A 16,644-nucleotide genomic window follows, 5' to 3' on the forward strand; every position below is an offset into this window, starting at 1 on the left:
CTGTCGCAAGCGTCAGAAATAATTTCCCAATCCTTTGCAAAGGAATGCCTGTTCCATGGTCTTTTCCCTGAAAAAACTGGCCGCTGCCACGCTCGTCATGGCCAGCCTCACCGCGTTTACCAGTGCCGCACAAGCCAACATCACTGCCGAGCAAAGCGCGGCAATCCTGAAATCCTTCGACGGCAAGAGCTTGACGGATTTCCGCAGCTTCCTGGGCAGCCTGGCAAAAAGTGATCTGGCCAAGACGGATAATCTCAACCCGTCCATCAGCGCCTTCCTCGACAACAAGACCCTGAACGCCGAACAGCAAAACGAAATTCATCGTCTGCTGGGCATTTATACCCGGGTGAAATACGGCAAGGCTGCACTCGAAACCCTGCGCCAACTCGTCGAGATCCCGACCTTCCGTAAGGATGGCGTGGAGCAACACGACAACCCGGAATTCATCAAGATCGCCGGCGAGATCCAAAAGCTCGCTGAATCCTTCGGTTTGAAATTTCGCAACATCGATAACCGTGTCTACGAAATTTCTCTGGACGGCAAAGGCAACGAAGTCGTCGGTATCCACGCGCACGCCGATGTGGTGCCAGTGACGCCGGAAAACTGGGTGCTGAAGGACGGCACCAAACTCGACCCGTTCAAAGTTACGCTGATCGGTGATCGCATGTACGGCCGCGGCACCGAGGATGACAAGAACGCCATTGTCGTCGCGCTATACGCAATGAAAGTGATCAAGCACGAGAAACTGCCACTGGCGCGCAACTTCAAACTGCTGGTCGACACCACCGAGGAAACCAGCGGCGACGCTATTCCTTATTACTTCGAGCGCAACCCGACGCCGAACTACAACATGGCGCTGGACGGCGGTTATCCGGTGGTGATTGCCGAGAAAGGTTATGGCACCGTCATGGCCAACTTTGCCAAACGCAAAGGCGAAGGCAACGGCGCGGAAATCGTTTCGATGACCGGCGGCAAAGCGACCAACCAGATCCCATCGGCTTCGGTGGTCACGCTGGTAACCGCCAAGCCTGCCGAGCTCGCCACCAGTCTGCAAAAAGCTGGCGACGCCTATGCCAAAGCCAATGGCGGCGATTTCGAAGTCGCGGCAAAGGTTGATGGCAAGGACGTCAAACTGACCGTCACCGGTGTTTCTGCGCACTCCTCGGAACCCGAGTCCGGCGTCAACCCGGTCGCACGAATGCTGAGTTTCATCAACAGCCTGGACGGCAAAGTCGCACTCAAGCACAACCAGTTCACCGACGCCGCGCGTTATGCCGATGACAACTGGGGCCTGGACTACCTGGGCAAAAAACTCGGCGTGGGCTTCTCCGACTCGTTCATGGGGCCGCTGACCACTTCGCTGACCTACGTCGGTGAGGATGACAAAACCTTCAAACTGGCGGTGAACCTGCGAGTGCCGAAGGGCAAATCTCCGGAGAAGCTCAAGGCTGAGATCGCCGAAAAGCTGGACGCCTGGAGCAAGAAGACTCACGTTGCCGTGGCGTTCGATTACTCGGTGGCAGAACCGATGTATCGCAACCCCGAAGGTGAGTGGGTCAAGGCGCTGCTCGCCGTGGCCAGCGAAAACCTCGGCATGAAGTCGGAATTCGGTACTTCCGCTGGCGCAACGTCGGTTCACGAATTGCCGAACGGCGTGCAATTCGGCCTGGCGCGACCGGAAGCCAAATACACCGGCCACACCGATGGTGAATTCAAGACCGTCGACCAATTCCTGCTGGATCTGCAGATCGTCACGGAAATGATGGGGCGTGTCGGGCAGTTGCCGAAGCTGTAAGCACGGCCCGAGCCCGGTTACCGATGACCGGGCTCACCATAAAAAGGACCTGAGAAAAGGTCCTTTTTTATTTCCGCCACAAAACGCGCACAAACAAAAACGCCGATCATCACTGATCGGCGTTTTTGTGAAATTGGAGCGGGAAACGAGACTCGAACTCGCGACCCCGACCTTGGCAAGGTCGTGCTCTACCAACTGAGCTATTCCCGCAAATGGCGTCCCCTAGGGGACTCGAACCCCTGTTACCGCCGTGAAAGGGCGGTGTCCTAGGCCACTAGACGAAGGGGACACGCTACCCGGAACACATGGTGTGTGTTTCGGTGTCCAGATCCGTATCCGAAGACTTGGTTCTGGTTTCACTCAGCACCGCCCTAAAGCACTGCTGTTTAAAATTGGAGCGGGAAACGAGACTCGAACTCGCGACCCCGACCTTGGCAAGGTCGTGCTCTACCAACTGAGCTATTCCCGCATTGGCGTCCCCTAGGGGACTCGAACCCCTGTTACCGCCGTGAAAGGGCGGTGTCCTAGGCCACTAGACGAAGGGGACACACTACAACATTCACTCCCTGCCGCGTTTCGCTGTGTGCTTTACGCTGCAAGTGGCGCGCATTCTATGGATGGATTGAGGGGTCGTCAACCCCCTGATATAAATTTATTTAAATCAATGACTTCGACCCGGATTACGAGCCATGTAAGGCTTTTCCGTCGTCCGAAACCTGACGCCTATATTCCGCCACTCGCCAAGACGTTATAGTCACCGCACAGTGATGGCAATCTGCACATCAAGCGCCAGCATTCATCTATGCAGCCGGCGGCCGATACAGATTGCAGCAGCCGATCAAACCCGTCGAGCGGCGCTAGGCGCCTAAATGCCCAGCCACTACACTCGCATGCGAACCCTATAAAGAGGTCTTACCGGTGACACCACTCATGATCACCCTGCTAGTCGTAGCCGGGATCGCAATTCTGATCGCCATTGGCTACATGAACCATGTGGTGGAAAACAACAAACTGGAGAAGGCCCGCACTAAAGTCGAACTCAACGACCGCTTGCGCCGCTGCGGCGAACTGACCGAAACCTTCCCCGGCCAGTTCATGACCCCGGCGCTCAAGCTGCTGCTGACCCGCCTGGAACTCAACGTCTGCCAGCGCCTGCTCAATCTGGAAAAGACCAGTGCAACCACCAAGGCCCGCATCACCGAGCTCAGCGCCCTCGTTGCCCAAGGCGAATCGATCCCGGTGAACAACCCGCCCGCGCCGATCCTGACCGAGGCCAAAGCCAAAGACGTGCGCTTCCTCCTCGAAGCCCTGCACGGCCAGATCACCCGCGCCGCCCACGACGGCTTCCTGCCACCGAACGAAGCCAAACAATGGATTCGCGAAGTGCGCCACATCCTTGTGCTGCTGCACATCGAATTCTTCAACAACCTCGGCCAACAGTCCCTGCAACAAAACCAACCCGGCCAGGCCCGCCTCGCCTTCGAACGCGGCGTGCAATATCTACGCAAACAGCAGGACCCGCAGATGTATGCCGAGCAACTGCAATACCTGGAAAAACTCCTCGCCCGAGCCAATGCTCAGGTCATGGACAAGATTGCCCCGGTGGAAGGTGAAGAAAACCAACTGACTGCCGGTTTGAAGGATGTCGAAGCCGATGCGGACTGGAAGAAGAAAGTGATTTACGACTGAGGCGCGAATGCTGGTAAAGAAGCCACCTTCATGGGTGGCTTTTTTGTGGCCGACTTGAAAGACGATGTGAATTGAAGACCGCGTTCGCGAGCAGGCTCGCTCCCACATTGGGAAGCCGTGTTCTCAGGTAAAAATCGGTCGGCTGTCAGGCCGCCTTTGCTGGCAAGCCAGCTCTCACAGAAAAGCAAAAGCAAAACAGGGCCATCCCCACGCGGCGAAGCCGAGAGCCTGGCCGGCCCAAAGGCCGCCAAGACTCAAAGCCGAAAATGCCCAACCATCGAGCGCAACTCGCCGCCCAACTGCGCCAGCTCAACACTCGAAGCCGCATTCCCGCGCATGGCCACGGAAGAGTGATCCGCGCTCGCACGAATCTGCGTAACACTGCGATTGATCTCCTCTGCCACCGAACTCTGCTCCTCCGCCGCCGCCGCGATCTGTTGATTCATCTGCTGAATCAACGACACCGCCGCCGCAATACTCCCCAGCGCACTCTCGGTCTGCAACGCATCGCTGACCGCCAGCTTCACTAACTCGCCACTGCTGCGAATCTGCTGCACCGACGACTGCGCCGCCGCTCGCAAGGCGCTGACCAAGCGCTCGATCTCCTCGGTCGATTGCTGCGTGCGTCGCGCCAGTGCACGCACTTCATCGGCGACCACCGCGAATCCCCTGCCCTGCTCGCCCGCCCGCGCCGCTTCGATCGCCGCGTTCAGCGCCAGCAAATTGGTCTGCTCGGCCACGCTCTTGATCACCTCCAGCACCGTGCCGATATTCTGAATCTCGGCGCTGAGGCTCTCGATGCTGGAACTGGCGGATGTCGCCGAGTCCGCCAACTGCTCGATCCGCGCCATGCTCTGGCGCACCACTTGCTGGCCGCTCTCGACCTTGTCATCCGCCGTCTGCGCAGCCAGCGCTGCCTCTTCGGCATTGCGCGCGACGTCATGCACAGTGGCGGTCATCTGGTTCATGGCGGTGGCGACCTGCTCGGTTTCCTCCTTCTGGCTGTTGACCTCCAGATTGGTTTGCTCGGTCACCGCCGACAGCGATTGCGCGGAACCGGCCAAGCGCTCGATCCCCGCCTGCAAGCCACTGACAATGGTGCCCAGACCAGCGGCCATCTGCTGCATCGCCAACATCAGTTGCCCCATTTCATCTCGGCGCGTCACCTCGACCTTCGCCGTCAGATCACCCGCAGCAATCTGCTGCGCCACGCGAATCACACTACGCAGCGGTGCAACGATCAGGCGCGTGATAACCCATGCGGCGAGTAATCCGACCAACAAGGCCAGGGCCGAAGAGCCAATGATCAACACCGTGTTCTTTTTCAGCTCCGCCTGCATCGAAGCATCTTCGGCGACAGAGGCTTGATTGACCCGATCCACCACTTGCGCGGCGCGCTGATGCAGTTGCTCGTAAACAGTTTTTTCCTGCGCCAGCAGGCCAGTGTATTCGGCGAGTTTTTCGTTGAACCCGACGATGTGTCCCGAGACTTCATTGAGCACGGTCAAATAGCCCTCGTCCTTGACTGTGGTTTTCAGCGCCTCGGCCTGCTCCTGTGCCTGCGCCGCCTGCTCGATGTTGCCTTGACCGGCATTGTCGGCATCGCCCTTGCGACTCTGATCCAGACGCACGCGCGCTTCGTTCATCGCCTGCAGCATCAGCCGCGAGACCTGACTGACCTGATTGGCCTGTTCGATGAACTGGGCGCCGTCCTTACCCTCGGTGTCTTTGAGCGCGTAGGCGCCATCATCGGCCAGCCCGCTCTGCAACACGTCGAGGTTATTGGCCACGCTGGACACCGACCAACTGGCCATCTCCAGCGCGAGGTCCTTGGCCTGGCTCAGCGAGACGAACTCATCGAAGGCCTTGCGATACGCGCCCAGCGCTTGCTCGACATCGCTCATCACCGGCACATTGGCCGGGGAATGTGCCTTCAGCTCGCCAGCCAGGACAACCAGCCCATCGACGCCTTCACGCACCGCATCGGCGGTTTTCGGATTGCCACGCAAAGCGTATTCCTGCTCCAGAAGGCGCACTTTGAGCAAACCGCTATTGAGTGCGGACATCTGCTTCAAGCCGTCGAAGCGCAGGCTGATGGTTTGCAGGGACCAAACGCCGATCGCCGCGACCAATGCCGTCAGCAGCAAGACCAGCACAAATCCGATACCCAGTTTTTTCGCCATACCGAGGTTGGCAAAACGTCCTTGCACGGCGGAAATCATTGCGCGTAGCCCCCTGCCAAAGTCTGTTGCCGAAGATTCGCAACGGGCTCGAACCAGCACAAGACTCTGGCGTCGGAATAATGGCAAAAAGCTACGCCCGCGTCGTTTTCAGAATGCTGAAGGTCGATCCGCGCAGGTATTGCGAAGAAACTGCCGGGCCCGTGGGTCGCAGGCACAAGCCACATTGATGCGATGCCAATCGCCCACCTCGCCGCTGGGACTGAAGGCATCCGCTGCCGATAACTCCAGCCCGCAACGCTGCGCCTGGCTGCGCACCAATGTTTGATCCTTCAATCGTGCCCGCGCCCAGATGAACAGTCCGCCAACCGGCTTGCCGAACACTTCCCACTCGGCATCTTCCAGGGCCTGCAAGGCCGCCGCGCGATCGGCATTCAAGCGCTGGCGCTGACGTTGCACCAGTTTGCGATAGGCGCCGGTCGCCATCAGCCTCGCCAGCACCGCTTCAGCCAGTCTCGAACAGCCCATGCTGCTGATCATCTTGACCTCGGCCAGGCGCGCCAGCAGTTTGCTGTCTGCCAGAACAAACCCGACCCGCAACGAACTGCTCAGTGTTTTGGAAAAGCTGCCCACGTAAATGACCCGGCCCTCATGATCCAGCGCCGCCAGCCGCGTACCGTTGCCGGTGTGCAGATCAGCGTAGACATCATCCTCAATCACCTGCAGATCGTAGCGCTTGCTCAACTGCACGATGCGCTGGGCCACGGCAGGCGTCAGGCAACTGCCGGTGGGATTGTGATGATGACTGCCGATGAACAGGGCGCCGGGACGAAACTGACGCAGTACCGATTCAAGCATTTCGATATCCGGCCCGTTCGATGTACGGCGCACTTCGAGCATACGTATGCCGTGCATGCGCAAGAGGTCAAACAACGGTGCATGACCGGGCGTTTCCACCACCACACAATCGCCGGCCTTGAACAGGGTGCGGACAATCAGATCCAGCGCATGGCTGGCACCGCTGGTACTCATCAGCCGGCTGCTGCAGGCAGCAATATTCAGCACTTTGAGGCGCCTGACAATTTGCTCGCGCAGCGCTGGCAGGCCCAGCGGCGAGCTGTAATTGAACAGGCTGTCCATATCGCTGCGCGCGACCTCACGCAACGCGTAGCTGAGGTCGTCGGGCTCGCGCCAGCTCGGCGGCAAGCTGCCCTGCCCCAGGTTCAAGCGACCGCTCATAGCACTGATCTCACCGCACCAGGCGTGGCGCCCCTCGAACCCGGCGAGTTCCGGATCTGCACCGTGCAGCGTCGGTGGCGCCGCAACGATAAAGCCGGAGCCCTGACGCGTGGTCAGGACACCCTGCGACACCAGGCGCTCGCAGGCCTCGACAACGCACGACTGGCTGAGCAGATTACCCCGGGCGATTTGCCGCACAGAGGGCAACCGCGTTGCAGGCGGGACGCCACTTTGCACAATCCAGTCCGTCAGACCGTCGACAACCTGCTGCACGACCGGCACCATTGCCTGTCGGTCAATTCTCAGTTCCATGAGCTCGCAAACTCCTGTCAGTTTTGCTGGCAGCAGTAAATCACAGCCGCGCCGCCGAGGCTGTGCGACAACGCCGCCAAATGCGGCAGTTCTAACGGTTTGATACACATTGTTTAACGGTATTCACACGGACCGACCGCGAGGCACAAAAAACCCGCACGCAGGCGGGTTCTTTGTATAAAGGCGACTTTCAGAACGCTGTCACGCCGCCATCCACCGCCAACGAATGCCCAGTGGTGAACGCTGCGCCATCGCTGCACAGATACAGCACCGCGCTGGCGATTTCTTCGACCTTGCCGATGCGTCCCACCGGGTGCATGGCGTTGGCGAATTCGCCTTTCTTCGGATCGGCTTCATAGGCACGACGGAACATGTCCGTATCGATCACCGCCGGGCACACTGCGTTGACGCGGATTTTCTTCTTCGCGTATTCGATCGCCGCCGATTTGGTCAGGCCGATCACCGCGTGTTTCGACGCTGCGTAGATACTCATTTTCGGCGCCGCGCCCAATCCGGCCACCGACGCTGTGTTGACGATCGCCCCGCCGCCCTGCGCCAGCAGCAGCGGCAACTGATACTTCATGCACAGCCAGACGCCTTTGACATTGACGCCCATGATCGCGTCGAACTCGTCCAGCGAGCCGTCGGCGAGTTTGCCTTTCTCGATCTCGATCCCGGCGTTGTTGAAGGCATAGTCGAGACGACCGTAGGTATTGATCACCTCGTCCATCAGATTTTTCACATCGCTTTCCAGCGTCACGTCGCAACGCACGAAGGACGCTTCGCCGCCCGCTGTACGAATCAGCGCCACCGTGCCTTCGCCGCCGGCCGCATCCAGGTCAGCCACCACCACTTTCAGACCCTCGGCGGCAAACGCCAGGGCTGTCGCGCGGCCGATGCCATGGGCGGCTCCCGTGATTACAACCACCTGCCCGGAAAACGTCATGCTCATGGGTATGTCCTCGAATGCAAAAAACTGGGAGATGTTGGCGTCGCAGCATAGCCAAGGGCAGCGAAATCGCGTCAGCACTATGCAATCGCTGTTTACCGGCGCATGCGCCGCAGTGATAAACCCCGCCCCATGACCATCACTGCACTGGATCGACCTGCATTCGCCGCATCAGCCAACCTTGCGACATCGACGTTGAACGGCTATCAACAAAGCTTCATTCCGTTCGAGTGCCCGTCATGACCAACCAGACCAATCGCCAGTTCCTGCTCGCCAAACGCCCGGTAGGTGCCGCAACCCGCGAGACCTTCACTTATCAGGAAGTACCGGTCGGCGAGCCACAGGCGGGACAGATCCTGGTGAAAAACGAATACCTGTCCCTCGACCCGGCCATGCGCGGCTGGATGAACGAAGGCAAGTCCTACATCCCGCCGGTCGGTCTCGGTGAGGTCATGCGCGCACTGGGTGTAGGAAAAGTCATCGCCTCGAACAATCCCGGCTTTGCCGTCGGCGATTACGTCAATGGCGCCCTCGGTGTGCAGGATTATTTCCTCGGCGAGCCGCGCGGTTTCTACAAGGTCGACCCGAAACTCGCGCCTTTGCCGCGTTATCTGTCCGCATTGGGCATGACCGGCATGACCGCCTACTTTGCCCTGCTCGATGTCGGCGCACCGAAAGCCGGTGACACTGTGGTGCTGTCCGGGGCGGCAGGCGCGGTGGGCAGCGTTGCCGGGCAGATTGCCAAAATCAAAGGCTGCCGCGTCGTCGGAATCGCCGGCGGTGCCGACAAATGTAAATTCCTCATCGACGAACTGGGCTTTGACGGCGCCATCGACTACAAGGCCGAAGACGTTGTGGCAGGACTCAAACGCGAATGCCCGAAAGGTGTGGACGTGTACTTCGACAACGTCGGCGGCGACATTCTCGACGCGGTGCTGAGCCGCTTGAACATGAAGGCGCGCGTGGTGATCTGCGGCGCGATCAGCCAGTACAACAATAAAGAGGCGGTCAAAGGCCCGGCCAATTACCTGTCACTGCTGGTCAATCGCGCGCGGATGGAAGGCTTTGTGGTGATGGACTACGCCGCGCAGTTCGCCAACGCCGCGCAGGAGATGGCCGGCTGGATGGCCAACGGGCAACTCAAGAGCAAGGAAGATGTGGTTGAAGGGCTGGAGACGTTCCCGGAGACGCTGATGAAACTCTTCAACGGCGAGAACTTTGGCAAGTTGGTATTGAAGGTTTAAGGCAAGCCTGAGACCAATGTGGGAGAGAGCCTGCTCGCGAAAGCGCTGGATCAGTCGGTAATGATGCCGACTGACACTCCCTCTTCGCGAGCAGGCTCGCTCCCACAGTTGGATCTTCAATAAGCTTTAGGCGATCTCGGCTACGACCGCCGCCAGCGCCTGCGCCGGGTCCGCCGCCTGGCTGATCGGGCGGCCGATCACCAGATAATCGGAACCGGCATCCAGCGCCTGACGCGGGGTCAGAATGCGGCGTTGATCGTCCTGCGCGCTGCCCGCCGGGCGGATTCCCGGGGTCACCAGTTGCAGCGACGGGTGCGCGGTTTTCAGCGCCGATGCCTCCAGCGCCGAACACACCAGACCGTCCATCCCGGCTTTCTCGGCCAGTGCCGCCAGACGCAGCACTTGTTCCTGCGGCTCGATATCCAGACCGATACCGGCCAGATCCTCGCGCTCCATACTGGTCAGCACGGTCACGCCGATCAACAACGGCTGCGGGCCGCTGCGCTTGTCGAGCTCTTCACGGCAGGCCGCCATCATGCGCAGGCCACCGGAGCAGTGCACGTTGACCATCCACACGCCCATCTCGGCAGCGGCTTTCACGGCCATCGCGGTGGTGTTGGGGATGTCGTGGAATTTCAGATCCAGAAACACTTCAAAACCCTTGTCACGCAGGGTGCCGACGATTTCCGCCGCGCAACTGGTGAACAGTTCCTTGCCCACTTTTACCCGGCACAGTTTCGGGTCCAACTGGTCGGCCAGCTTCAGTGCGGCGTCACGGGTGGGGAAATCCAGGGCGACGATGATAGGAGTCTGGCAGGCGGACATGGATGGGCTCTCAGGCTGGTCGAAAACGGCGCGCATTGTAGCGGAACCGGCGGCGGCGCGGCACCCGATGATCGGTAAATCGTCGCGCCGACCGTGATCAGCTTAGCCGGCGCGGCCATTGTGTCGACTCCGATACACAACCGACACGCCCGCAACACGCACCCGGGTTAGCCTCGCCGGCGCAACACGTCCTTACAACAGCACTTCCCGCCTCCCGGCCGGACGCCTATGCTGAAACCACCCCTGGTAGTGAACAGCCCCATGCCCAACGCCCCGACAACCGTGACGGATGAAAGCAAAGACGACAAGCGCTGGAGCATCCGCGCTTTGATTGTCGACGACGACGTGCCGATCCGCGAGCTGATGATCGATTACCTCGCCCGTTTCAACATTCACGCCAGCGGTGTCACCGACGGTGCGGCGATGCGCCAGGCGCTGCAGGGCGAACATTTCGACGTCATCGTCCTCGACCTGATGCTGCCCGGCGAAGACGGCCTGTCGCTGTGCCGCTGGCTGCGTGCCGAATCGGACATCCCGATCCTGATGCTCACCGCCCGCTGCGAACCCACCGACCGCATCATCGGCCTGGAACTGGGCGCCGACGATTACATGGCCAAACCGTTCGAACCGCGCGAACTGGTCGCCCGCATCCAGACCATCCTGCGCCGCGTGCGCGACGACCGCACTGACCAGCGCGCGAACATTCGCTTCGACAACTGGCGGCTGAACAGCGTGTTGCGCCAAGTGGTCGCCGACAATGGCCTGGTAGTGCCGTTGTCCAACGCCGAATTCCGCCTGCTCTGGGTCTTCATCGAGCGCCCGCGCCGCGTGCTCAGCCGCGAGCAATTGCTCGACGCCGCTCGCGGTCGGTCGATCGAAGCCTTCGACCGCAGCATCGACCTGCTGGTCTCGCGCCTGCGGCAAAAACTCGGCGACGACCCGAAAGCCCCACAACTGATCAAGACCGTCCGCGGCGAGGGTTACCTGTTCGACGCGCGGGACATCGGCTGATGAAGGCGCGCTTCGACACCCTGTTCGGTCGTCTGTTTGGCGTGCTGTTCGTGGCGATTGTCCTGGCACATCTGCTGGCTTTCGCCTGGTTCAGGCTCTACGGCCCTCCTCCGCCCCCACCGCCGCCCGAGTTCTCAACGAACACCGACGGCCATCCACCGATGCACGACGCCGCTTACCCACCGAGGCAGGCACGCCCCTGGTTCGGTGGCCCGGTCGTGCCGCTGACCTTTCAATTCATCACGCTGATGATCGCCGCATGGTACGGCGCCAAGCTGCTCAGCCGGCCGATCCAGCGCCTGAGCGACGCCGCCGAGCGCCTGAGCGAAAACCTCGACAGCGATCCCCTCGACGAATCCGGCCCGCGCGAAGCCCGGCAAGCGGCGTACACCTTCAACCTCATGCAACGGCGCATCCGCGAACAGGTCCAGCAACGCGCGCGCATGCTCGGCGCCGTCTCCCACGACCTGCGCACGCCATTGTCACGGCTGAAACTACGCCTGGAAAACATCAGCGACGACAAGCTGCAAAGCCAGATGCGCCAGGATCTGGACGACATGATCGGCATGCTCGACGCCACCCTCACCTATCTGCACGAACAACGCACCAGCGAAGCCTTGCAACTGCTCGACGTGCAAGCGCTGGTCGAATCGCTGTGCGAAAACGCCCAGGACCAGGGCGCCGATGTACAGGTCAGCGGCCACTGCTCGCCTTTGCCAGTGCAACCGATGGCGCTGCGTTCGTGCATCAACAACCTGCTGGACAACGCCCTGCGATACGCCGGACAGGCGCGGATTGAGCTGCTGGAACAGCGCGAAGAACTGCTGATTCGGGTAATTGACCACGGACCCGGTATTGCGGAAGACCAACGTGAAGCGGTGTTTGAGCCGTTTTACCGACTGGAAGGCTCGCGCAACCGCAACTCCGGCGGCGTGGGGCTGGGCATGACCATTGCCCGCGAAGCCGCGCAACGATTGGGTGGGCGGTTGGATCTGGAAGAAACGCCGGGGGGCGGGCTGACCGCCATTGTCCGGTTGCCACTGGGCTGAGCCTCAGCCGACTCTCAGTGGGAGCGAGCCTGCTCGCGAAAGCATCTGTTGATTCAATGTCTTGGTTGAATGTAGCGGCCTCTTCGCGAGCAGGCTCGCTCCCACAATGAAACTGAGTTTATTCGCTAGATATTGGTTGGATGTGAGGGCGCTATCGCTGGCAAGCCAGCTCCCACAAAAGCAAAGCAGCGCAGCTGCCCGCGGCGAAGCCGCCCCACTCAACAATGAGCGTTAGCTCGAGTGCTTTTGATCCACGGGCGACGTCGGAAGGCTGAGTGGAGGGATTGATCCGGGCGTGGGAGCGCAGCGACCGTCTGGCGTAGCCAGACACAGCGGAAGGAGGTGCAGCGAAGCAAACCGTAGCCGCTGCGCCCGGATCGATCCCGGAGCGAAGGAACCCGAGCCTGCGAGGGCCGAACGCAGGAGCAAAGCGTTTTGGTTACTTTTGGGCGTCTGCAAAAGTGACCCGCCGTAAGGGCGGAACCGTAATCCGCAACACCCGCAGAAACGGATATACACCCAAAACCCCAAGAGCCTGGTCGGCCCAAAGGCCGCCAAGCCCCCCCCTAGACCCGAGCCTGACTCTTACTCCAATCCGTCAACAGACTATAAGCCACCGCCAACAACGTAGGCCCAATAAACAACCCGATAAAGCCAAACGCAATCAACCCGCCAAACACCCCGAGCAGCACAATCACCAACGGCAGATTGCCGCCACGGCTGATCAGATACGGCTTGAGCACGTTGTCCACGCCACTGATGATGAACGTCCCCCAGATCCCGAGAAACACCGCCATCCCGTATTCGCCCTTCCACGCCAGCCAAGCCGTGGCCGGCACCCACACCAGCGGTGGCCCCATCGGAATCAGACTGAGCAGAAACGTAACGATCCCCAGCACCAGCGCCCCCGGAACCCCGGCAATCAGGAAGCCGATCAACGCCAGCACCGCCTGGGCTGCCGCTGTACCAATCACACCGTTGACCACCCGCTGCACAGTACCCGCCACCAGCTCGATGTAATAGCCGGCACGATCACCAATCAGGCGCTCCAGCAGACTGTGCACAAACGCCGCCAGTCGCGGCCCGTCACGGTAGAAAAAGAATACGAAGACCAGGCTCAGCGTCAGCTCGAGAATCCCCCCGCCGATCTGCGCACTGCGTGCCAGCAGCCAGTTGCCGACCTGGCCCAGATACGGCTTGATCGAGACCATCAACGCCGCACCCTGCTGATCGATGCTGTCCCACATTGCCACCAGCCGCTCACCGACCAGAGGCACGCTGCCGAGCCAGGTCGGCGCTTCCGGCAGACCGTCGACCTGCACGTCCTTGATGAATGCCGTGGCATCGCGCACATGATCGGCAAGGTTGAAACCCAGCCACACCAGCGGCGCCGCCACCAGCAACATCCAGCCCAGTGTCAGGATCAACGCGGCCAGCGATTCGCGGCCATTGAGCGCGCGGGTCAGCAAACGCATCAGCGGCCAACTGGCGAACGCCAGTACCGCGCCCCAGAACAGCGCCGACCAGAACGGCGCCATCACCCACAGGCTGGCACCAAACAACACCAGCAGCAGAATCTGCACCAGCAGGCGATCGTTATTGAGCATGGAAAGTCCCGGCAAAGTCAGTGAGCGAAAGAGTAGGCGAACACTGTGTTCGTGCTCGCCCGGCACAGCTTATCGCAACAAATCGATGCGCAGACCAGAGCCGTCAGGATTGCCGGTTTCCAACCGTGCCGCCCGCACACCCTGAGTGATCAATGCCTGGCGCCAGGCTTCGGCCTTGGGCCCGGAAACCGTGACCCGCAAGGTCGTGTCGAGATTCAGGCCACGGGAAATCAGGCGCAGCCAGATCGCATCCGGCTCATCGACCAGTTTCGGAAAATCCAGCTCGCCGGTGCTTTTCAATTGGCGCAGCAGGGTCGCCGAGGTCGGCAGCAACTCGCCCAACGGCGCAGCCGCCTCGAATTGCTCGACATGCAGATAGGCTTTGCGATTGCCGCGAGTGATGCTGTAGAGCGCCACCAGCGTGTTGTCCTTCGGCGCCGCCAGCCTGAGCAACAGATAGGCCTGTTGCTCGTCAGAGCCATACAGCTTGGCGTTTCCGAAGACCTCGTTGGCCCACAGGCTGCTTTCGCCGCAATCGCGGGCCTGGCACCAGAACAGCAATTCGGCATCCTGCTGTTGCAGGGCTTCGCGGGCGGCGGTAAAGGCTTCGGTGGCGGAATGTTCCGGCGGCAACTCGTAGGTTACCGAGGTGGTCTGGCCGCGCGCGGTGACCTGACCGTCGAAGCGCAACTGGCCGCTGATCTTGCGGATCGAGCCCAGCGGGTAGATGCGCTCCAGCTCGGCGGCCGGGCGATAGTCGACGATCTGCGCGTCGGCCAGACGCGGCACAATTTGCAGATCCTGGCCGCCCGGCACATCGGCAGCAAAGGACAAGGAGCTGAAGCAGCACAGCGCGAAGAGACTGAGTGACCGCATAGTCAGCCTCACCGGACGGTCATGGCTGGGCGGGTCGGGGTCGCAGCGGTATAGAAATCCATCAAGTTTGTCTCCTGTTTCAACCCGCCCAGCCTCGGCAGTTGCCCGCAGCAAGTCAAGGCATGGCGAAGAAGCGATTGAAACAGTCTGCTACAAGACCTGCGCCAGCCTCATCATTCAGGTGCAGATGATGCCCGCCCGGCAACTGTTCGTGGCTGAAGGGCAGACGCTCCAGCAGCTCAGAATGCCTCGCCAACATGCCATCCGCCGCGACCACCAGATGAGCCGGGCAACTCACGCGCGAGGCAAATGCCATCGCCTGTTCTTCCGTCAGGCGCAGCGGCGATGGCAGGGTCAGGCGATTATCGGTGCGCCAAGTGTAACCCCCAGGCACCGGCATCAACCCGCGCTGGGCCAACAGTTCAGCGGCTTCGCGACTGACCGCCACCAGGCCTTTCATCCGCGCCTCGATGGCACGCTCGAGATTGGTGTAGACCGGCTTGCGCTTTTCCCGCAGATCGAGTTGCGCCTGCAGGGCCATGCCCATGCGCTCGGCGGCGTTTTCGCCTTTGTCTGTCGGAGGAATCACTCCATCGATGAGCGCCAGGTGGCTGATGCGCTCCGGCAGCGAACCGGCGAGGACCATCGAGACAATCGCGCCCATCGAGTGCCCGAGCAAACCGAAACGCTTCCAGCCCAGTTGCTCAGCCACTTGCAAAACATCATGGGCGTAGTCCCACAGGGCATAACCCGCACCGCTCGGCCGATGCCCGGAATGGCCGTGGCCAGCCATGTCCAGGGCAACGATGCGCAAGCCGTCAAGCTTGGGCGCCAACCGGGCGAAGCTGTTGGCGTTGTCGAGCCAGCCGTGCAATGCGATCACCGGCAAGCCGTCCTCGGGGCCGAACAGATGCGCGGCCAACTCGATGTGCGGCAGGTTCAGGCGCACTTCTTCGCAAGTCGCGCTCATGCGCAATCCTTGTTCTGCCGCTGCTCCCAGCGGCTGAACAGGCTCTTGAGCAGTCGCGCCGTATCTTGCGGACGCTCCAGCGGAAACATGTGCCCGCCCGGCATGCTCAGCGCCTCGCCCTGCGGCAGGCGCGAGACGAAACGGCTGTGATGGCGCATGACCACGCGGCTCTTGTGCCCGCGCACCATGGCCAGTGGCACCTGCAAATGCCGGGTGCGCCCCGGACTGGTGTGCGGCACGCCGCGATAAATGCTGATTTCGGTAGCTGGGTCAAAACGCAGACGCAGCTTGTCCTCGACCTGATGCAAACCGTGTTGCAGGTAAGCATCGAAGCATTCCGGATCGAAGCCGCGAAACAGGGTTTTGCCAGAAAAATAACTGCGCGCGCTGTCGAGATCGGCGAATTCTTCACGGCGCCCGAGGGTGCGCCCGGCCGGGGTGAGCCGGTCGATGAAACCAAAGCGCTTGGCCGCGCGGATCACCCACTGATCGGTGCGGGTCAGCACCGGCGAATCGAGCATGACCACGCCGCGATACAACTCGGGACAACGCAACGCCGCGTGCAGGTGCAGCAGACCGCCAAAGGAATGGCCGACGCCCCATACCGGCTGCTCCTGCTGCTCCAGGTGATGGATCAGTTCGTCGACGAGGTTGTACCAGTTGTCGTCCGCCGGAAAACGCGGGTCATGGGCGTGCTGCTCCAGATGCGCGACCCGATACTCCGGCGCCAGCGCCGCAAACAACTTGCCATAGGTCCCCGAAGGAAAGCCGTTGGCGTGGGCGAAAAAGATCGGTTGCGACATGCGGGCAAATCCATGAGCGGGAAACGTGACGTTGATTGTCCGCAAGACCCGCGTCGACAGCAATGACCGTAACGGCCACGAATAGTGGCGATGAC

At 60.9% G+C, this 16,644-nt stretch carries 13 protein-coding genes, 4 tRNA genes and 1 pseudogene; 5 read left to right on the plus strand and 13 right to left on the minus strand.

The genetic code is table 11. The features are described from left to right. Positions 1–55: 55 nt before the first annotated feature. The gene (locus AB4N53_RS12270; RefSeq protein WP_460120770.1) at positions 56–1,795 is read left to right on the plus strand and encodes a dipeptidase; all 1,740 of its coding nucleotides are present in this window, start codon (positions 56–58) and stop codon (positions 1,793–1,795) included. Between the two features lie 134 nt (positions 1,796–1,929). Here the strand turns inward: AB4N53_RS12270 and AB4N53_RS12275 are convergent. The 4 genes from AB4N53_RS12275 to AB4N53_RS12290 all read right to left on the minus strand — a co-directional run bounded on the left by AB4N53_RS12275 (position 1,930) and on the right by AB4N53_RS12290 (position 2,342). After that, positions 1,930–2,005, minus strand: a tRNA-Gly gene (locus tag AB4N53_RS12275). Between the two features lie 3 nt (positions 2,006–2,008). After that, positions 2,009–2,084, minus strand: a tRNA-Glu gene (locus AB4N53_RS12280). 104 nt (positions 2,085–2,188) lie between these two features. Next, a tRNA-Gly gene (locus AB4N53_RS12285) sits at positions 2,189–2,264 on the minus strand. A 2-nt stretch (positions 2,265–2,266) separates the two neighbouring features. Continuing rightward, positions 2,267–2,342 (minus strand) — tRNA-Glu (locus AB4N53_RS12290). 383 nt (positions 2,343–2,725) lie between these two features. On the opposite strand from AB4N53_RS12290, the gene AB4N53_RS12295 reads away from it, so the two are divergent. Beyond that, a complete protein-coding gene (locus AB4N53_RS12295; RefSeq protein ID WP_039764159.1) occupies positions 2,726–3,484 on the plus strand; it encodes a hypothetical protein in 759 nt (252 codons plus the stop codon). Positions 3,485–3,738: 254 nt separating this feature from the next. On the opposite strand, the gene AB4N53_RS12300 is transcribed toward AB4N53_RS12295, so the two are convergent. From AB4N53_RS12300 to AB4N53_RS12315, 4 genes and pseudogenes are all read right to left on the minus strand, one after another. Then, positions 3,739–4,632 carry a methyl-accepting chemotaxis protein gene (locus tag AB4N53_RS12300; protein ID WP_370695148.1) on the minus strand — a complete coding sequence of 298 codons (894 nt, stop codon included), beginning with the start codon at positions 4,630–4,632 and terminating at the stop codon, positions 3,739–3,741. A 15-nt stretch (positions 4,633–4,647) separates the two neighbouring features. Then, positions 4,648–5,706: pseudogene (locus AB4N53_RS12305) on the minus strand (HAMP domain-containing protein); the annotation flags it as partial. A gap of 108 nt (positions 5,707–5,814) precedes the next feature. Beyond that, positions 5,815–7,215 (minus strand): aminotransferase-like domain-containing protein, encoded by a 1,401-nt coding sequence (locus AB4N53_RS12310; protein ID WP_460120772.1) that lies wholly within the window; start codon positions 7,213–7,215, stop codon positions 5,815–5,817. Between the two features lie 190 nt (positions 7,216–7,405). Continuing rightward, positions 7,406–8,167 (minus strand): SDR family oxidoreductase, encoded by a 762-nt coding sequence (locus AB4N53_RS12315; protein ID WP_137213905.1) that lies wholly within the window; start codon positions 8,165–8,167, stop codon positions 7,406–7,408. 236 nt (positions 8,168–8,403) lie between these two features. Here AB4N53_RS12315 and AB4N53_RS12320 point away from each other — a divergent pair, with 236 nt between their 5' ends. After that, positions 8,404–9,408 carry an NADP-dependent oxidoreductase gene (locus tag AB4N53_RS12320; protein WP_073472221.1) on the plus strand — a complete coding sequence of 335 codons (1,005 nt, stop codon included), beginning with the start codon at positions 8,404–8,406 and terminating at the stop codon, positions 9,406–9,408. Between the two features lie 126 nt (positions 9,409–9,534). Here AB4N53_RS12320 and pyrF read toward each other — a convergent pair whose 3' ends face one another. Further along, the gene (gene pyrF / locus AB4N53_RS12325) at positions 9,535–10,233 is read right to left on the minus strand and encodes an orotidine-5'-phosphate decarboxylase (RefSeq protein ID WP_071173241.1); all 699 of its coding nucleotides are present in this window, start codon (positions 10,231–10,233) and stop codon (positions 9,535–9,537) included. A 261-nt stretch (positions 10,234–10,494) separates the two neighbouring features. On the opposite strand from pyrF, the gene AB4N53_RS12330 reads away from it, so the two are divergent. Both AB4N53_RS12330 and AB4N53_RS12335 read left to right on the plus strand, forming a co-directional pair. Further along, positions 10,495–11,244, plus strand: a complete 750-nt coding sequence (locus AB4N53_RS12330) for a response regulator (RefSeq protein WP_095181601.1) — start codon at positions 10,495–10,497, stop codon at positions 11,242–11,244. Next, positions 11,244–12,293, plus strand: a complete 1,050-nt coding sequence (locus tag AB4N53_RS12335; protein ID WP_460120776.1) for an ATP-binding protein — start codon at positions 11,244–11,246, stop codon at positions 12,291–12,293. The genes AB4N53_RS12330 and AB4N53_RS12335 overlap by 1 nt, the downstream gene beginning before the upstream one ends. A gap of 566 nt (positions 12,294–12,859) precedes the next feature. Here AB4N53_RS12335 and AB4N53_RS12340 read toward each other — a convergent pair. The 4 genes from AB4N53_RS12340 to AB4N53_RS12355 form a co-directional block, all read right to left on the minus strand. Then, on the minus strand, positions 12,860–13,900 hold the full coding sequence (locus tag AB4N53_RS12340; protein WP_460120778.1) for an AI-2E family transporter: 1,041 nt from the start codon (positions 13,898–13,900) through the stop codon (positions 12,860–12,862). A 69-nt stretch (positions 13,901–13,969) separates the two neighbouring features. Continuing rightward, positions 13,970–14,776, minus strand: coding sequence for a DUF4892 domain-containing protein (locus tag AB4N53_RS12345; protein ID WP_460120780.1), 807 nt, complete (start codon positions 14,774–14,776; stop codon positions 13,970–13,972). 115 nt (positions 14,777–14,891) lie between these two features. After that, the gene (locus AB4N53_RS12350) at positions 14,892–15,746 is read right to left on the minus strand and encodes an alpha/beta hydrolase (protein WP_460120782.1); all 855 of its coding nucleotides are present in this window, start codon (positions 15,744–15,746) and stop codon (positions 14,892–14,894) included. After that, positions 15,743–16,549, minus strand: a complete 807-nt coding sequence (locus AB4N53_RS12355) for an alpha/beta fold hydrolase (protein WP_460120786.1) — start codon at positions 16,547–16,549, stop codon at positions 15,743–15,745. The genes AB4N53_RS12350 and AB4N53_RS12355 overlap by 4 nt, the downstream gene beginning before the upstream one ends. Between the last annotated feature and the right edge of the window lie 95 nt (positions 16,550–16,644).

This window comes from Pseudomonas sp. H3_E04, assembly GCF_054668915.1.